Genomic DNA, 13,569 nt, shown 5'->3' with positions numbered 1-13,569 from the left:
TTGCCAATTGGCAAATACATGCTATATCTCTGCCAATAGCAGAGGTGAGCAACATGCAGCTTCAGTCCATCGTCACCACGCCGGCCACGGTTGGGTCAGCCATTTCGGAAGAAGAGGCGGGCGCACTGGCGCGTACCACGGTCAATCTGTTCAAGGCGTGGAACCTCACCGATCTGGAGGCCTGCATCCTGCTCGGCGGCATGTCGGCGCGCACCTGGGCGCGTTGGAAGGAGGGCGGCATCGGCCGGATCGACCGCGACCTGCGCACACGCATGGCGCATCTGATGGGTATCCACAAAGGCCTGCGCTATCTTTTCACCGAGCCGGCGCGCGGCTATGCCTGGATCCGCAAGCCCAATGCCATTTTCGGCGGCCAGTCGGCGCTCGACCTGATGCTGCGTGGTGAAATCTCCGACCTTGCGGCGATGCGCGAATGGCTCGATGCGGAGCGTGGCGCATGGTGAGTGGGCTCGCGGTCCGGCGCCGCGTCCACTGGCAGCAGACGTTTCGCATCATCCGCTCCATCCATCCGCCGATCGACCTGTTCGAGGACATTGCCGATCCGCGCGACTGGGAGGCGCTGGCCTCGGTGGAGGAGAAGACCAATCCGCGCATCCGGCTGGAGATCGGCGACCTCGGCAAGGTTACGGCCGCAAGGCGAGTGTCCGGCCCCGGCGCCAGCTTCGTCATGGCGCCGTTCGTGCATTGTTCGACGCTGCGGCCTGGGCGCTTCTCGGATGGCAGCTACGGCCTCTATTATGCCGGCGACAGCGAGGATGTGGCGCTGGCCGAAACCATCCACCACCACCAGAATTTCATGCGCGCCACCAGCGAAGATCCGGGCTGGACGGCTGACTTTCGTGTGCTGATCGGCAGCGTCGACCGCGACCTCGATGACGTCAACGCCGTGCCCGGCGTGCTCGACCCCGATGATTACACCGCCTCGCAGGCGGAAGGGCGAGCACTTCGTGCCGCCGGCAGCGACGGGCTGGTGTGGAACAGCGTGCGCATGCCTGAGGGCCAATGCATCGGCATCTTCTGGCCCGACGTCATCCCCGTCCCGGTGCAGGGCCGGCACTACAGCTACCACTGGGATGGCAAGCGCGTGGATTTCGTGCGTCAGCACGATACCGGCAAGGTGCTGGCGGTCGTGTGACTGCGAGTGCTTCGTCGCCGATCTCAGCTGCGACCTCGCCAGCGGCGACTGGCTCGCTGAATCTGGTCATCGGGCGAGGACGAACGGCCGAGACGACGAGGGCGGTTGCAGGATTCCAGAGGCGTGAGGGATGCTGCGTTTCACGTATTTCAGCCTTTTCGGTTATTGCGTTTGTTTCGGATATTTCGGATAATGTCTGTCAGCCCAGTAATGGAGGCCGACAATGCCCAGGCTGCTTGAACGACCGATTCTGCCATCCGCCGATGACGCCGAACTGGCTGCACAAGCCAGCCGCCAGCTTTCGCTTGGCAAGCATGCGGGCGCCGAACTGCGCGTTCAGGTGGGTAATGAGACTCTACGCCTGCCTAAAAGCGTCGGCGATCTACTTTGCCATCTTCTCACGGAGATGGGCCAAGGGAATGCTGTGACCATAATCCCGGTTCACGCCGAACTCACGACGCAGGAAGCTGCCGACTACCTCAACGTATCGCGGCCATACCTCATTCGTCTGCTTGAGGAAGGCAAGCTGCCGTTCAACATGGTCGGTACCCATCGTCGGGTTAAATTTAGCGATCTGGCGACGTATCGGAGCAGCGTGGAGGACGGCCGGAAAAGAGTGATGGAGGAGTTGGCAGCGCAGGCTCAGGAACTGGGGATGGGCTATTAAGACATCTCCATACACCGCTGTCCTCGACGCTTGCGTTCTATATCCCGCTCCGTTGCGAGACCTTCTGCTGGAACTCGCCGCGGGGGGCAGTCTGTATCGAGCCAAATGGACCGAGGATATTCATGACGAATGGACGCGGAACCTCGCTAAAGACCGGCCAGACCTTAAGCCGGAGCAGATAGCGAGGACGCGCGACCTGATGAACCGCTCCGTGCCGGATTGCCTGGTCGAAGGCTATCAGGAACTGATACCAAGTTTGACACTCCCCGATGAAAATGACCGGCATGTCCGGGCAGCAGCTATCGTTTCGGCAGCCGATGCCATTGTCACTTTCAATCTGAAGGACTTCCCTAAGCCGGTTCTCGACAAGTACCTGTTGGATCTGATCCATCCCGACGAGTTCATCTTCAATCAGTTCGGGATCAATGATGCCGCTGTTCTGATGTCAGCACAGCGATGCCGTCTCCGTCTCAAGAATCCACCGAAAACGGTTTCCGAGTATCTGGATATGCTGGAGATGCAGGGTCTGCCAAAGACTGTGAGCCGTCTCCGCACCTATGCGGGAGTTATTTAGCCCGCCTGCTGCCAACGTGCCTTACGGTCTGGCAGCGCTCGAACAGACGCAGCCTTTTCCATTCTCGTTCGCTGCGGCGCACATTCAGATTCTGCGCCATACAGGATAGCGGCTTTCTAAGATCACCCCGAAAAATGGCATGGATTTCCTGCCATATCGTCTTCACCCGATCTATATATCGGTTGAGATCGATGCGAGGTGAAGATGGACCACGACATCATATTGAAGGCGCTGGCGCATCCGTTTCGACGCGATGTCCTGGCGTGGCTGAAGGAGCCTGAACAGCACTTCGCCGCGCAGGCGCATCCGCTCGAAATGGGCGTCTGCGCCAGCCAGTTCGACCATCGCGGCCTGGCGCAGTCCAGCGTCTCGGCGCATCTGGCGACGCTGGCGTCGGCTGACCTCGTGACGACGCGGCGGGTCGGCCAATGGGTGTTCTACAAGCGCAACGAAGAAACCATCGCCGCCTTCCAGGCCGCCTTGTCCGATCTCTGACGATCCTCCCCATCCTCCCCCGAATGCATGAAAGGCATTTCTCATGGCTACCCTCTTTGATCCCCTGCGGGCCGGCGATCTTGCGCTGGCGAACCGCATCGTCATGGCGCCGCTGACGCGCAATCGCTCGCCCAATGCCGTGCCCGGCGACCTCTCGGTGACCTACTACGGCCAGCGCGCCACGGCCGGGCTTATCGTGACCGAAGCCACCGCCATCAGCCATCAGGGCCAGGGCTACGCCAACGTGCCCGGCCTCTATGGCGCGGATCAGCTTGCCGGCTGGAAGCGTGTCACCGACGCCGTTCACAAGGCCGGCGGCAAGATCGTGGTGCAGCTCTGGCATGTCGGACGCATCTCGCACACCACGTTGCAGCCCGGCGGCGGCAAGCCGGTGGCGCCGTCGGCGATCAGGGCAAACTCCAAGACTTTCCTGGTCAAGCCGGATGGCAGCGGCGAGTTCGCCGAGACCTCCGAACCGCGCGCGCTCGATGCCGCCGAACTTCCCGGCATCGTCGAGGATTTCCGCCGCGCCGCCAAGGCGGCGATCGAGGTAGCGGGTTTCGACGGCGTCGAGATCCATGGCGCCAATGGCTATCTCATCGACCAGTTCCTGCGCTCGGGCACCAACCATCGCACCGATAATTATGGCGGCTCCATCGAGAACCGGACGCGATTCCTGTTCGAGGTGGTCGACGCGGTCACGGGCGCCGTTGGCGCCGGCAGGACCGGGATCAGGCTGTCGCCGGTGACACCCGCCAACGACACTTCGGATGCCGATCCGCAGCCGCTGTTCAACCATGCGGTGGCGGGCCTGGGCAGCCGTGGCCTGGCGTACGTCCATATCGTCGAAGGCGCGACCGGCGGCGCCCGCGACTTCAGCCAGGGCGACAGGCCGTTCGACTACGAAGAACTGAAGGCCGCCTATCACAAGGCCGGAGGAAACGGCGCCTGGCTGGTGAACAATGGCTATGACAAGGAACTGGCCGAAAAGGCTGTCGGGGACGGCTATGCCGACCTTGTCGCGTTCGGCAAGTTGTTTATCGCCAATCCCGACCTCGTCAGCAGGCTGAAGCGGAACGCCGGACTGAACGATCCGGACAAGACGACGTTCTATGGCGGCGACGCCAAGGGCTATACGGATTATCCGACGGCGGCCTAAGCCGCTCTCCCAAGTAGCCTACCCACAAGGCAGCCGGCTCCCGACGGGGGAGCCGGCCAGCCATCGCGCTATGCGCGATCGGATGAACATCTGGCCGGGACGCACGGGCGTGGAACCGGGCCTGGCTGAGCGCATTTCTTTTTGCGGTGACTTGCGGCGATCAGGAATTTGCCTGATCAAGTCGGTAGAGGGCCAACAACCGGCAATTGTGCTTCAAAACTGCTGACATGATGCTTCCCAGATTCCTGCGATCGATTGTAAAGGCGCGGCAACCTCTCGCGGGTCTGGCCATCCTGCTGTCGCTCGGCGCTCCCGCCCTGGCTGCCGACAGCCGTATGGATGTCTGCGCCAATGACAAGCTTGCACCGCCCAACCGGATCGTCGCCTGCACCAATGTGATTGAGGACAAGGCGACCTCGGCAAGCGATCGGGAAATTGCCTATTTCGATCGCGGCAACGCGTTGGACGCGGCCGGCGAATATGATCGCGCCCTGTCGGATTACGACAAGGCGATCGAACTCGATCCCAAGGACGCCGATGCCCTCAACAATCGTGGCCTGACCTGGAGCCACAAGAAGGACTATGACCGGGCGCTCGCCGACTACAGCAGGGCGATAGAGCTCAATCCGCAATTCGCTCTCGCATATGGCAACCGAGGCCTGATCTGGCACAGCCAGAAGCGCGACGAAGACCGCGCGATCGCCGATTTCAAAAAGGCGATCGGTCTCGAACCGCAAACCAGCGATGTCTACAACCTTCTCGGCAATGCGTATCTGCGCAAGGGCGACTATGACAGCGCCATCACCAGCTACAGCCAGGCGGTGTTTCTCGATCCCGAGAATCCCGACCAGTATTTCAACCTTGGACTGGCCTGGACCTCCAAGGGCAATCCGGAACGCGCCATAGCGGACTACAGCCAGGCGATCAGCCTCGACGCGAAGCATGTCGATGCCTATCGCTGGCGCGCCGACGCCTGGGTCAAGCGGGGCGACACCGATCGCGCCATGGCAGACTACGACGAGGCCTCAGGATCGACCCCAGCGATGCCGAGACTTTCCGCAACCGCGCCAAGGTCTGGGAGCGTAGACGGGACTACGACCGTGCCATCGCGAATTACGATCAGGCGATCGCCGTCGCTCCGAACGACGCGGTGGCTTACAACAGCCGCGGCTGGATGTGGGCGCGGAAACATGATGTCGACCGCGCCATCGTTGACTATGTCAAAGCGACCGCCCTCGATCCCAACTATGTGCTGGCTTATGACAATCTCGGTTTGGCGTGGTGGGATAAGGGCGACCTTGACCGTGCCATATCGGCCTACGACCAAGCCGTGACCATCGATCCGAAATACGCGCAGGCCTATAATGGCAGGGGGCTCGTGCGGATGGCCAGGAACCAGTACGACCTTGCCATCGCCGACTACAATATGGCGATCCTGACCGACGCCGGATTTGTCAGCGCCTACCGGAACCGGGGCGATGCCTGGAACCGCAAGGGCCTGTTCGACTACGCAATAGCCGACTTCGACCAGGCGATCAGTCGCGACCCGGAGGATGCCGGCGCCTATGTCAGCCGGGGCCGCAGCTGGATCTACAAGGCGGACTATACCAAGGCCATCGCCGATCTGGATCAGGCGATCCGCATCGGACCCAAAAGCGCCCGTGCCTACGACACGCACGGCTTGGCGATGGTCTACAAGGCCGACTATGCCGGCGCCCTGGCCGATTACGATGAAGCGATCCGCCTCAGCCCGAAAAATGCAAGCGCATATCAGGACCGCGGCATCGTCAGCTTCTATTTCGGCCTGCCCGCCAAGGCACAGGCCGACTTCGACCAGGCGGCCGAGATCAAGCCCGGGGATTCCTACCATGCGATCTGGCTCGACCTTGCGCGGCGGCGCAACGGGCAGCCCAGCATCCTTGCGGACGCCAAGCTCGACATGACCAAATGGCCGGCGGCGGTGGTTCGCCTGCTGCTCGGCCAGCAGACGCCGGAGGCCACGCTGCTGGCCGCCGACAATCCGGACGCGACGAAGAAAAGCGAGCAGGTCTGCGAGGCGAATTTCTACACGGCGGAGTTCCTGCGGCTGCAGCACCACGACGATGAGGCCCTGCGGCTCTACCGGTTGGCCCTGAGCGGCTGTCCTCGGGATTTCATTGAGTATACCGCCGCCACCAACGCGCTGCGCGTCATGGGCAGGGCGCCGTGACGTTCCGGTGGTGCTCCGGTCTGGCCGCCGCGGCAGTGCTGTTCGCGCTCGGCACGGCGGCGACGGCTGGATGTCGGCTGTTTGGCGCAGCCGACAATTTGATCCATTTCTCGACTTGATTGGGTCAACAATTTGCCTGAACGAGACGGCATGGATATTGCCGGTTCACAGTCGTTTCACGAATTGTCTGACGTGAAGTTCATCGATTGGGGTGGTCGAAATGGTGCGGGGCTATCTTGCTTGCCTGATGGCCCTGCATGCATTCAGTCTTCCCGCCATGGCCGCTGAGCCGAACGATTGTGGCAATGACAGGTTCAATGCCGAGATAAGAATCTCCGAATGCACGCGTTTGCTGGAGGATAAGGGCGCCTCCGCCGGCGAGCGAGCCAAGGCCTACTCGATGCGCGCGGCCCTGTTGGACATCAACCGCGAACATGATCGCGCCATCGCTGGTCTGGGCCGAGCGATCGCACTCGATCCCGGCAACAGCGGCGCCTTTCGCCAGCGGGCGTGGTTTTGGCTCAAGAAGCGCGATAACAACCGCGCCATCGCGGATTATGACGAAGCAATCAGGCTCGATCCCGGCAATGCGGCGATCTATCGGGATCGCGCGGATGCATGGGCCGATAAGGCATTCTACAAACGAGCCATCGCCGAATACGATCAGGCCATCGGCCTCGATCCGAAAAAATGCCGTCGGCTATAACAACCGCGGTCTGCTTTGGTCCCAGACGGGTGATACGGATCGAGCGATCGCCGACATCAACCAGGCGATCGACCTCGATCCGGACTATGCCGAGGCGTTGAACAATCGCGGTCGGATCTGGTCCGACAAGGGTGAGTACGACCTGGCTCTTGGCGACTATGATCATGCCATAGCCATCAATCCCGGCTATGTGAAAGCCTACGATAACAGGGGTCTCGCCTGGGCCGCCAAGGATGACTACGATCGCGCCATTGCCGACTACAATATCGCGATGGTGATGGACCCCTTCTATGCCGGGGTCTATCGGAGCCGCGCTGCTGCCTGGGGCCACAAAGGCAAATATGACCAGGCTATCGCGGACTATGATCACGCGCTCAGCATCGATCCTGGTGATGCCGCCGCCTACCTTGGGCGCTGCGATGCCTGGATATACAAGTCAAAATATAACAGGGCGATGGATGACTGTTACGGCGCATTGCGCTATTCGCCGAATTATGCCGATGCTTACGCATCTTTGGGTGACGCCGACATGTACAGGACCGACTATGTCGGGGCTTTTGCCGACTATAGCAAAGCTGTTCGTCTGGATCGAAAATTTGCCCGTTTTTATCTTAGCCGCGGCATAGCCAGCTTCTATTTCCCGTCTCCGATCAGTGCTCAGGACGATTTCGAAAGAGGGGCGGCGATGCGCCCTCAGGATTCGTATTACGCAATCTGGGCGGATCTTGCTCGGCGCCACAACGGACAGCCGAGTATTCTGCACGACGCCAAGCTCGACATGACGCAATGGCCGGCGCCGGTGGTGCGCATGCTGTTGGGGGAGCAGACGCCGGAAGCGGTCTTGGCGGCAGCCGAGAATCCACACGAGACCATCAGGAACGGGCAGGTCTGCGAGGCCAATTTCTACGCGGCGGAGTTCCAAAGGCTGCAGCGCCGTGACGACGAGGCCCTGAGGCTCTATCGGCTGGCATTGGGTGGTTGCCCACGACACTTCATAGAATATCTGGCGACGATCAGCGCACTGCGTTCCACAGGCAACGCTCCATGACCAAGGGAGACACACCTGATCCCCATGGCGGGCCAAGTGAGGCAATGACAGACCACCTTGTCGGCGACTGGAAGGTCCGCCGCACCATGATCGATTTCCTGACCGGCGCGACCCACCGCTTCGCCGGCGACGCCGTGGTCACGGAAGATGCCTTCACCGAGCGTGGGCTCATGCGGATCGGCGCCCATGAAATGCCGGCAAGCCGGCGCTACCGGCTCGAGCCGGGCGAGGCTTCGATGCGCATCCTTCATGCCGATGGAAGCGACTTCATCGAACTGGAGCCGAAGGCGGCGCAGGCCGTGCGCCATCTCTGCGGCGCCGATCTCTATGTCGGGCGCTTCTTCTTTCGCGGACGGGACGAATGGGCCGAGGCGTGGCGCGTCAAGGGGCCGCGCAAGAACTACGCAAGCCTTGGGTGGTTTTATCGACAGCAGGATACATCGTCTCGCTTGCGCTTAGAGTATGAGGACGAAGTCCGCGCGTTGGAGAACGCTCTCATTGCCGGGGAAGAATCTGGGGCACCCATTGCGTTCGACAGCACTGCATTCCTGAGCAAGATGCGAGCCAAGCATGCTAGGTGAGCGCCGCTAACATAGGTTCGAGGGCGCAGAAGGGAAAACCCTAAGCCGCACGCCCTCAATGCCTGAGAATCTTGCTCAGAAACGCCCGGCTGCGGTCGGTCCTGGGATGTGAGAAGAATTCGTCGGGCGTGCCGCTTTCGACGATGGCGCCGGCGTCCATGAACACCACGCGCTGGGCGACCTTGCGGGCAAAGCCCATCTCGTGCGTCACCACCATCATGGTCATGCCTTCCTCGGCGACGGCCACCATGACGTCGAGCACCTCGGAAATCATCTCGGGATCGAGCGCCGAGGTCGGCTCGTCGAACAGCATGATTTTCGGCCGCATGCCGAGGCAACGCGCGATCGCCACGCGCTGCTGCTGGCCGCCGGAGAGCTGTGCCGGATAGGCGTTGACCTTGTCGGCCAGCCCGACCTTGGCCAGCAAGTCGCGCCCGGCCTTTTCAGCTTCGGCGCGCGGGATTTTGCGGACATGGATAGGGGCCAGCGTGACGTTTTCGAGCGCGGTCTTGTGCGGATAGAGGTTGAAGGACTGGAAGACGAAGCCGATCTCGGTGCGCAGTTGCGTCATGTTGGTGGCGGGGTCGCCGAGGCGCTGGCCGTCGACGACGAGGTCGCCGTCCTTGATCGTCTCCAGGCCGTTGATGCAGCGGATCAGCGTGCTCTTGCCCGAGCCGCTCGGGCCGCAGACGACGACCACTTCGCGCGGCTCGACGCTGAGCGTGATGTCCTTCAACACGTTGAGCGCGCCGAACCATTTGTTGACGCCGCGAAAGTCGATCATGCCGATTTTGGCGAGACCCGTTTTGGTCATACTTGGCGTGCTCATATCCGTGCGCCCTCTGGGGTTCGATGTCACAGTTGCACCTCGCCATGCGCCGCGCCCATGCGGCGTTCGAGCCGGCGGGCCAGCATGATCAAGGGATAGCAGACGATGAAATAGCCGACGCCGACGAGGAAGAAGACCAGCAGCCCGTTGGGCACACGCTGCACCACCAGCCAGCCGACGCGGGTGAGGTCGGTCAGCCCGATCGCCGAGACGACGGAAGAGTCTTTGATCAGCAGCACATATTGCCCGACCAGCGGTGGCAGCACGATGCGCATCGCCTGCGGCAGCACCACCTGGCGCATGCGCTGCCAGCGCGACAGGCCGGATGCCAGCGCTGCCTCGACCTGGCCTGTCGGCACCGAGCGGATGCCGGCGGCGACGATCTCGCAGATGAAGCAGGCGGCGAGATTGGTCAGCGCGATGATGCCGGCGGTGAAGGCATCGAGCTCGATGCCGAATTCCGGCAGGATGAAGAAGATCAGGAAGATCTGCACCAGGAACGGCGTGCCGCGGATCAGGTCGACCCAGGCGCCGATGACACCCGAGAGCAGCCGGTTGCCACCGGTGCGCAAGATGCCGAGGCCGAAGCCGAGCAAGGTGCCCGCCACCAGGCTGATCAGCGACAGCACCACCGTCATGCCGAGGCCGCGCAAGGCGAGGGGATAGGAGCCGGCGAGGCTGAGGAATTGTTGCCAGATCATGTGCGCGCCCCCGCCGTGCCGAGCCAGCGGCTGGAGAGAACGGCCAGTCCCTTCAGGCAATAGTAGAGCAGCAAATAGAAGGCGGCGATGGTGACAAAACCTTCCGCCGGCATGAAGCGGTCGGAGGCGAGCAACTGGCCGGCGCGCGTCAGTTCGGCAACCGAGATCAGTGACAGCAGGGCGGAATCCTTGACCAGCACGATCGCCTGGCCGAGCAGCGGCGGGATCGTCACCTTGAAGGCTTGCGGCAGGACGACCAGGCGCATGCGCTGGACATAGGTCATGCCGGAAGCGACGCTCGCCTCGACCTGGCCGCGCGGGATCGACAGGATGCCGGCGCGAATGATTTCAGCGATATAGGCGCCGCTGTTCAAAGATAGTGCGAGGATGCCGACGACGAGTTCCGGCAGCACGAAGCCGAGCCGGGGCAGGCCGAAATAGAGGAAGTAAAGCTGCGCCAGCAGGGGCGTGGCGCGCACGGCGTCGATATAGGCCTTGGCCGGCGCGCGAAACAGCCAGCCGCGCTGCAAGTTCATGGCGCACAGCACGATGCCGACGACGAGTGCGCCGACAAAGGACAGCGCCGACAGCCAGACGGTCGTGACCAGGCCCTGCCCGAACAAAGGCAGGTATTCGACGATGGTGCGGAAACTGAAATTTTCGAGCATGGCCGTGCGGCGGTGAGAGGTGATAGCGAATAGGGAATAGCGAATAGCGAGTAGGGGAGTAGGGAGCAGCGAAGCGTGGCCGGAACGGCCATTCCCTATTCGCTACTCCCTATTCGCTACTCGCTAATTCCTCAGTGATCCTTCTTCCAGGCGTCGGAATTCACCCAGTAGTCGAGGTTCTTCTGCAGGCGGCCGTCGATCGTGACCTGGTTGAGGAACAGGTTCATCCAGACCAGCAGGTCCGGCTCGTCATAGCGGGTGGCGAAGGCGAGCGGCTCCTTCGACAGCAGGTCCGGCATGATGGTGAAGCTGCCGGCCGGATAGGCTGTCGACTGGCCCTTGACCGCCGAGACGTCGTTGACGCCGCAATCGGCCTGGCCGTTGTTGACGGCGTCGAGCAGCAGCGGACCGCCGCCCTTGTAGCTCTTGATGTCGGCATCGGGGAAGGCGGTCTTGGCTTCCTTCTCGCCGGTGGCACCGAGCAGCACGGCGATCTTGGTGCCCTTGGCCTTGCAGTCCTCGGTGGTCTTGAACTTGCTGTCGGCCTTGGTGAAGACGGTGCTGCCCGTATACATGTAGGGCGTGGTGAAGGCGACCTTCATGCCGCGCGCCAGCGTCGGCGTCATGTCGGCGACCAGCAGATCGGCCTTGCCGGACAAGAGCGCCGGGATCAGGCCGTCCCAGTCGAAGTCGAGGAATTTGATTTTAACGCCCATTTCCTTGGCCATCAGCTCGGCCAGTTCAACCGAACTGCCGGTGCGTTCGCCATTGGCGCCGACCAGCGAGAAGGGCGGTCCCTGCGTTTGCACGGCGACGCGCAATTCGCCGCGCTTGGTGATCTCGTCGAGCGTTCCGGCACTGGCGGCAGCGGTCAAGCCCGCGAGCGCAAGTCCGGCGATGAAAAGTCTGGCAATCTTCATTTTGGCATTCCTCCCTGTTGTCGTTTTGTTGTTTTGCCCGAGGGTTTCCTTGGGCGCTTTTTGAGCGGCGGCGCCGTTTGGCGGCGGGCCGTTCGAAAATCCTCAGTCCCAGGTCACCGTCTCGGCAACCTTGATGCCGCGTTTGGCCAGCGCGTCGAAAAAGGGTTCGTCGGGCACATGCAGCAGCGGGTTCAAAAGGCCCGGTGTGGTGATCTCGCGCCGCGCGAGCATCTGCGCCACGATGCTGGCGGGGTAGCCGACGCCGAGGCTCATGCCGAACAGGCCGGACACCAGGTCGCGTTCGATGATCAGATCGGATGTCACCGTCTTGGCACGGCCATCTTCGAGGCCGGAAAAGACATTGCGCATCACGCACAAATCCTTTTCGCCGGGACCGTATTGCAGTTGCGGGCCGAGCAGCCGGCCGAGGAATTCGCGCGGGCTGTTGGAGGTGCCGGGCACCTTGTCCTCGGACAGGAAACCGAGCTCCTTCAGCGGCGCCCAGAAGGCCGACCATCCCGGCCAGCGCAGCGTGTAGCGGCCGGAGCGCTGTAGGCCCTTGGCGGCCGGAAGCATCTCGACATAATGCAGCGCGTCGCCATTGGGGAAGGCTTCCAGCCGGCCAAGGCCGGCGACCTCAATCTCATGGATGAAAGCACTGTCGTGCTGGCGGGCGGCGGGCACTTCGACGCGCTTGCCGTCCTCGATCATCACGCTGTCGCGGTTCTGGCTGACCAGAACCATGTCGAAGTTCCAGCTCACCTTGTAGCAAAGCGGCTTGGCCATCGCCTTCGGCTCGGGAATGCCGCCGCAATAGGAATCGATTGACGTGATGGCGTCGAACTGCCTTGCGGCGCGGGCGTAGAGCACGAGGTCGATGCCGGGGTCGAGCCCGCATTCGGTCATGATCGAGACACCGGCCTGTTCGGCTTCCGGCGCCAGGTCGGCGATGGCCTTGCCGTAATTGGTGGTGACCAGCGGTGTGCGGGTGGCGATGGCGGCTTGCACTGCCTCGCGCATCAATGGCTGCGGCAACAGATCGATGACGGCGTCGGCGTTAGCCAGCACGCTCACAAGTGCCGGTCCGATCGCGCCTTCAGGCACGACGAAACGCACGCGGGAAAGGTCGGTCAGATCAGCCAGCCGGGCCGCACCATCCGGCGCGGTATCGACGCAGGTCACCTCCTCGACACCGCTGGCGACGAGATCGGCGATGGCCGCCCGGCCTTGCAGGCCGAGGCCGCCGAGAACCGCGATCTTCATGCCGGCTCCTTGCGCGCGTCTTCAGACCAGCAGCCTTCCGGCAGGCTGACCCATTTGTTGCAGGACGCCATGACGACGAAGGTCTCGCTGCGCATGACTTCGCCCGGCTCGCCGGCACCGGGGATCAGCTCGCTGGTGACACGGTAGAGATCGGCGACGTCACCGGCCACCGTCACGTCGACGATGATGTCGAAGCGCCCGGTGACCACCGAAGCCGAGTTGACGAAGGGCAGTTCGGAAATGCGCTGCGCCAGCTCGCGGGCCCGGCCGCGGCCCTGGGCATTGATGCCGACAATGGCCGAGATCAGTTCGGGACGCTCGGTCAGGTTCAACAGCCCGACGATCTTGAGCAGGTTGCGGTCGAGCAGGTTGCGCAGCCGCGAGCGCACCGTCGGCACCGAAATCGCCAATGTCTCGGCGAGGCGGTTGATGCCCGGCTGGGCGTCCTGCGACAGCTGTTTGACCAGCCGTCGATCGGTCAGATCGAGATGTTCCCGCAAAGTTCCTGTCTTTCACAAATGAGAAAAATTGAACGATTTTTCTTTCTTATGTGAAAAGACCTTATGGTGTATTTTTAATAACAGCAAGAGAGA

The 13,569-nt window shown here is 62.2% G+C and carries 16 protein-coding genes and 1 pseudogene; 11 read left to right on the top strand and 6 right to left on the bottom strand.

All coding sequences use genetic code 11. The features are described from left to right. Positions 1-53: 53 nt before the first annotated feature. The 11 genes and pseudogenes from HB778_RS04510 to HB778_RS41260 all read left to right on the top strand — a co-directional run bounded on the left by HB778_RS04510 (position 54) and on the right by HB778_RS41260 (position 8,595). Positions 54-464 carry an MbcA/ParS/Xre antitoxin family protein gene (locus HB778_RS04510; protein ID WP_183461826.1) on the top strand — a complete coding sequence of 137 codons (411 nt, stop codon included), beginning with the start codon at positions 54-56 and terminating at the stop codon, positions 462-464. Next, positions 458-1,156, top strand: coding sequence for an RES family NAD+ phosphorylase (locus tag HB778_RS04505; protein WP_183461824.1), 699 nt, complete (start codon positions 458-460; stop codon positions 1,154-1,156). Before HB778_RS04510 ends, HB778_RS04505 begins: the two co-directional genes overlap by 7 nt. Before the next feature lie 223 nt (positions 1,157-1,379). Next, on the top strand, positions 1,380-1,823 hold the full coding sequence (locus tag HB778_RS04500) for a helix-turn-helix domain-containing protein (protein WP_183461822.1): 444 nt from the start codon (positions 1,380-1,382) through the stop codon (positions 1,821-1,823). 199 nt (positions 1,824-2,022) lie between these two features. Further along, positions 2,023-2,397, top strand: coding sequence for a hypothetical protein (locus HB778_RS04495; RefSeq protein WP_432421233.1), 375 nt, complete (start codon positions 2,023-2,025; stop codon positions 2,395-2,397). A gap of 204 nt (positions 2,398-2,601) precedes the next feature. Continuing rightward, entirely contained in the window at positions 2,602-2,892 is a 291-nt protein-coding gene (locus HB778_RS04490; RefSeq protein WP_013894257.1) for an ArsR/SmtB family transcription factor, read from the top strand. Between the two features lie 43 nt (positions 2,893-2,935). Continuing rightward, positions 2,936-4,051 carry an alkene reductase gene (locus HB778_RS04485; RefSeq protein WP_183461820.1) on the top strand — a complete coding sequence of 372 codons (1,116 nt, stop codon included), beginning with the start codon at positions 2,936-2,938 and terminating at the stop codon, positions 4,049-4,051. A gap of 227 nt (positions 4,052-4,278) precedes the next feature. After that, positions 4,279-5,034: pseudogene (locus tag HB778_RS04480) on the top strand (tetratricopeptide repeat protein); the annotation flags it as partial. Further along, a complete protein-coding gene (locus HB778_RS04475) occupies positions 4,923-6,260 on the top strand; it encodes a tetratricopeptide repeat protein (protein ID WP_432421259.1) in 1,338 nt (445 codons plus the stop codon). The pseudogene HB778_RS04480 and the gene HB778_RS04475, both read left to right, overlap by 112 nt. Positions 6,261-6,480: 220 nt before the next feature. Then, positions 6,481-6,966 carry a tetratricopeptide repeat protein gene (locus tag HB778_RS04470; RefSeq protein WP_183461814.1) on the top strand — a complete coding sequence of 162 codons (486 nt, stop codon included), beginning with the start codon at positions 6,481-6,483 and terminating at the stop codon, positions 6,964-6,966. Further along, positions 6,875-8,014: a tetratricopeptide repeat protein gene (locus HB778_RS04465; protein ID WP_183461812.1), complete on the top strand. Its 1,140-nt coding sequence runs from the start codon at positions 6,875-6,877 to the stop codon at positions 8,012-8,014. The genes HB778_RS04470 and HB778_RS04465 overlap by 92 nt, the downstream gene beginning before the upstream one ends. Before the next feature lie 44 nt (positions 8,015-8,058). Continuing rightward, positions 8,059-8,595, top strand: coding sequence for a DUF6314 family protein (locus HB778_RS41260; protein ID WP_244661808.1), 537 nt, complete (start codon positions 8,059-8,061; stop codon positions 8,593-8,595). 55 nt (positions 8,596-8,650) lie between these two features. Here the strand turns inward: HB778_RS41260 and HB778_RS04455 are convergent, their stop codons facing one another. From HB778_RS04455 to HB778_RS04430, 6 genes are all read right to left on the bottom strand, one after another. Then, complete coding sequence (locus HB778_RS04455; protein WP_432421258.1) at positions 8,651-9,409, bottom strand: amino acid ABC transporter ATP-binding protein; 759 nt, start codon at positions 9,407-9,409, stop codon at positions 8,651-8,653. A gap of 41 nt (positions 9,410-9,450) precedes the next feature. After that, positions 9,451-10,125, bottom strand: coding sequence for an amino acid ABC transporter permease (locus HB778_RS04450; protein WP_183461810.1), 675 nt, complete (start codon positions 10,123-10,125; stop codon positions 9,451-9,453). After that, entirely contained in the window at positions 10,122-10,793 is a 672-nt protein-coding gene (locus HB778_RS04445; protein WP_183461808.1) for an amino acid ABC transporter permease, read from the bottom strand. Before HB778_RS04445 ends, HB778_RS04450 begins: the two co-directional genes overlap by 4 nt. 131 nt (positions 10,794-10,924) lie before the next feature. After that, a complete protein-coding gene (locus tag HB778_RS04440) occupies positions 10,925-11,713 on the bottom strand; it encodes an ABC transporter substrate-binding protein (protein ID WP_010910742.1) in 789 nt (262 codons plus the stop codon). A gap of 102 nt (positions 11,714-11,815) precedes the next feature. Then, positions 11,816-12,976: a saccharopine dehydrogenase family protein gene (locus HB778_RS04435; RefSeq protein ID WP_183461806.1), complete on the bottom strand. Its 1,161-nt coding sequence runs from the start codon at positions 12,974-12,976 to the stop codon at positions 11,816-11,818. Beyond that, positions 12,973-13,476, bottom strand: coding sequence for an Lrp/AsnC family transcriptional regulator (locus tag HB778_RS04430; protein ID WP_183461804.1), 504 nt, complete (start codon positions 13,474-13,476; stop codon positions 12,973-12,975). Before HB778_RS04430 ends, HB778_RS04435 begins: the two co-directional genes overlap by 4 nt. Between the last annotated feature and the right edge of the window lie 93 nt (positions 13,477-13,569).

Origin of the sequence: Mesorhizobium huakuii (assembly GCF_014189455.1) — a bacterium.
In the GTDB taxonomy this organism is placed as follows: domain Bacteria; phylum Pseudomonadota; class Alphaproteobacteria; order Rhizobiales; family Rhizobiaceae; genus Mesorhizobium; species Mesorhizobium huakuii_A.
This window is presented reverse-complemented; position numbering and strand designations above follow the sequence as displayed.

Coding starts and splice junctions, on each gene's coding strand:
- HB778_RS04510 (WP_183461826.1), top strand. CDS start 54: ATGCAGCTTCAGTCCATCGTCACCACGCCGGCCACGGTTGGGTCAGCC.
- HB778_RS04505 (WP_183461824.1), top strand. CDS start 458: ATGGTGAGTGGGCTCGCGGTCCGGCGCCGCGTCCACTGGCAGCAGACG.
- HB778_RS04500 (WP_183461822.1), top strand. CDS start 1,380: ATGCCCAGGCTGCTTGAACGACCGATTCTGCCATCCGCCGATGACGCC.
- HB778_RS04495 (WP_432421233.1), top strand. CDS start 2,023: ATGAACCGCTCCGTGCCGGATTGCCTGGTCGAAGGCTATCAGGAACTG.
- HB778_RS04490 (WP_013894257.1), top strand. CDS start 2,602: ATGGACCACGACATCATATTGAAGGCGCTGGCGCATCCGTTTCGACGC.
- HB778_RS04485 (WP_183461820.1), top strand. CDS start 2,936: ATGGCTACCCTCTTTGATCCCCTGCGGGCCGGCGATCTTGCGCTGGCG.
- HB778_RS04470 (WP_183461814.1), top strand. CDS start 6,481: ATGGTGCGGGGCTATCTTGCTTGCCTGATGGCCCTGCATGCATTCAGT.
- HB778_RS04465 (WP_183461812.1), top strand. CDS start 6,875: ATGCATGGGCCGATAAGGCATTCTACAAACGAGCCATCGCCGAATACG.
- HB778_RS41260 (WP_244661808.1), top strand. CDS start 8,059: ATGACAGACCACCTTGTCGGCGACTGGAAGGTCCGCCGCACCATGATC.
- HB778_RS04455 (WP_432421258.1), bottom strand. CDS start 9,409: ATGACCAAAACGGGTCTCGCCAAAATCGGCATGATCGACTTTCGCGGC.
- HB778_RS04450 (WP_183461810.1), bottom strand. CDS start 10,125: ATGATCTGGCAACAATTCCTCAGCCTCGCCGGCTCCTATCCCCTCGCC.
- HB778_RS04445 (WP_183461808.1), bottom strand. CDS start 10,793: ATGCTCGAAAATTTCAGTTTCCGCACCATCGTCGAATACCTGCCTTTG.
- HB778_RS04440 (WP_010910742.1), bottom strand. CDS start 11,713: ATGAAGATTGCCAGACTTTTCATCGCCGGACTTGCGCTCGCGGGCTTG.
- HB778_RS04435 (WP_183461806.1), bottom strand. CDS start 12,976: ATGAAGATCGCGGTTCTCGGCGGCCTCGGCCTGCAAGGCCGGGCGGCC.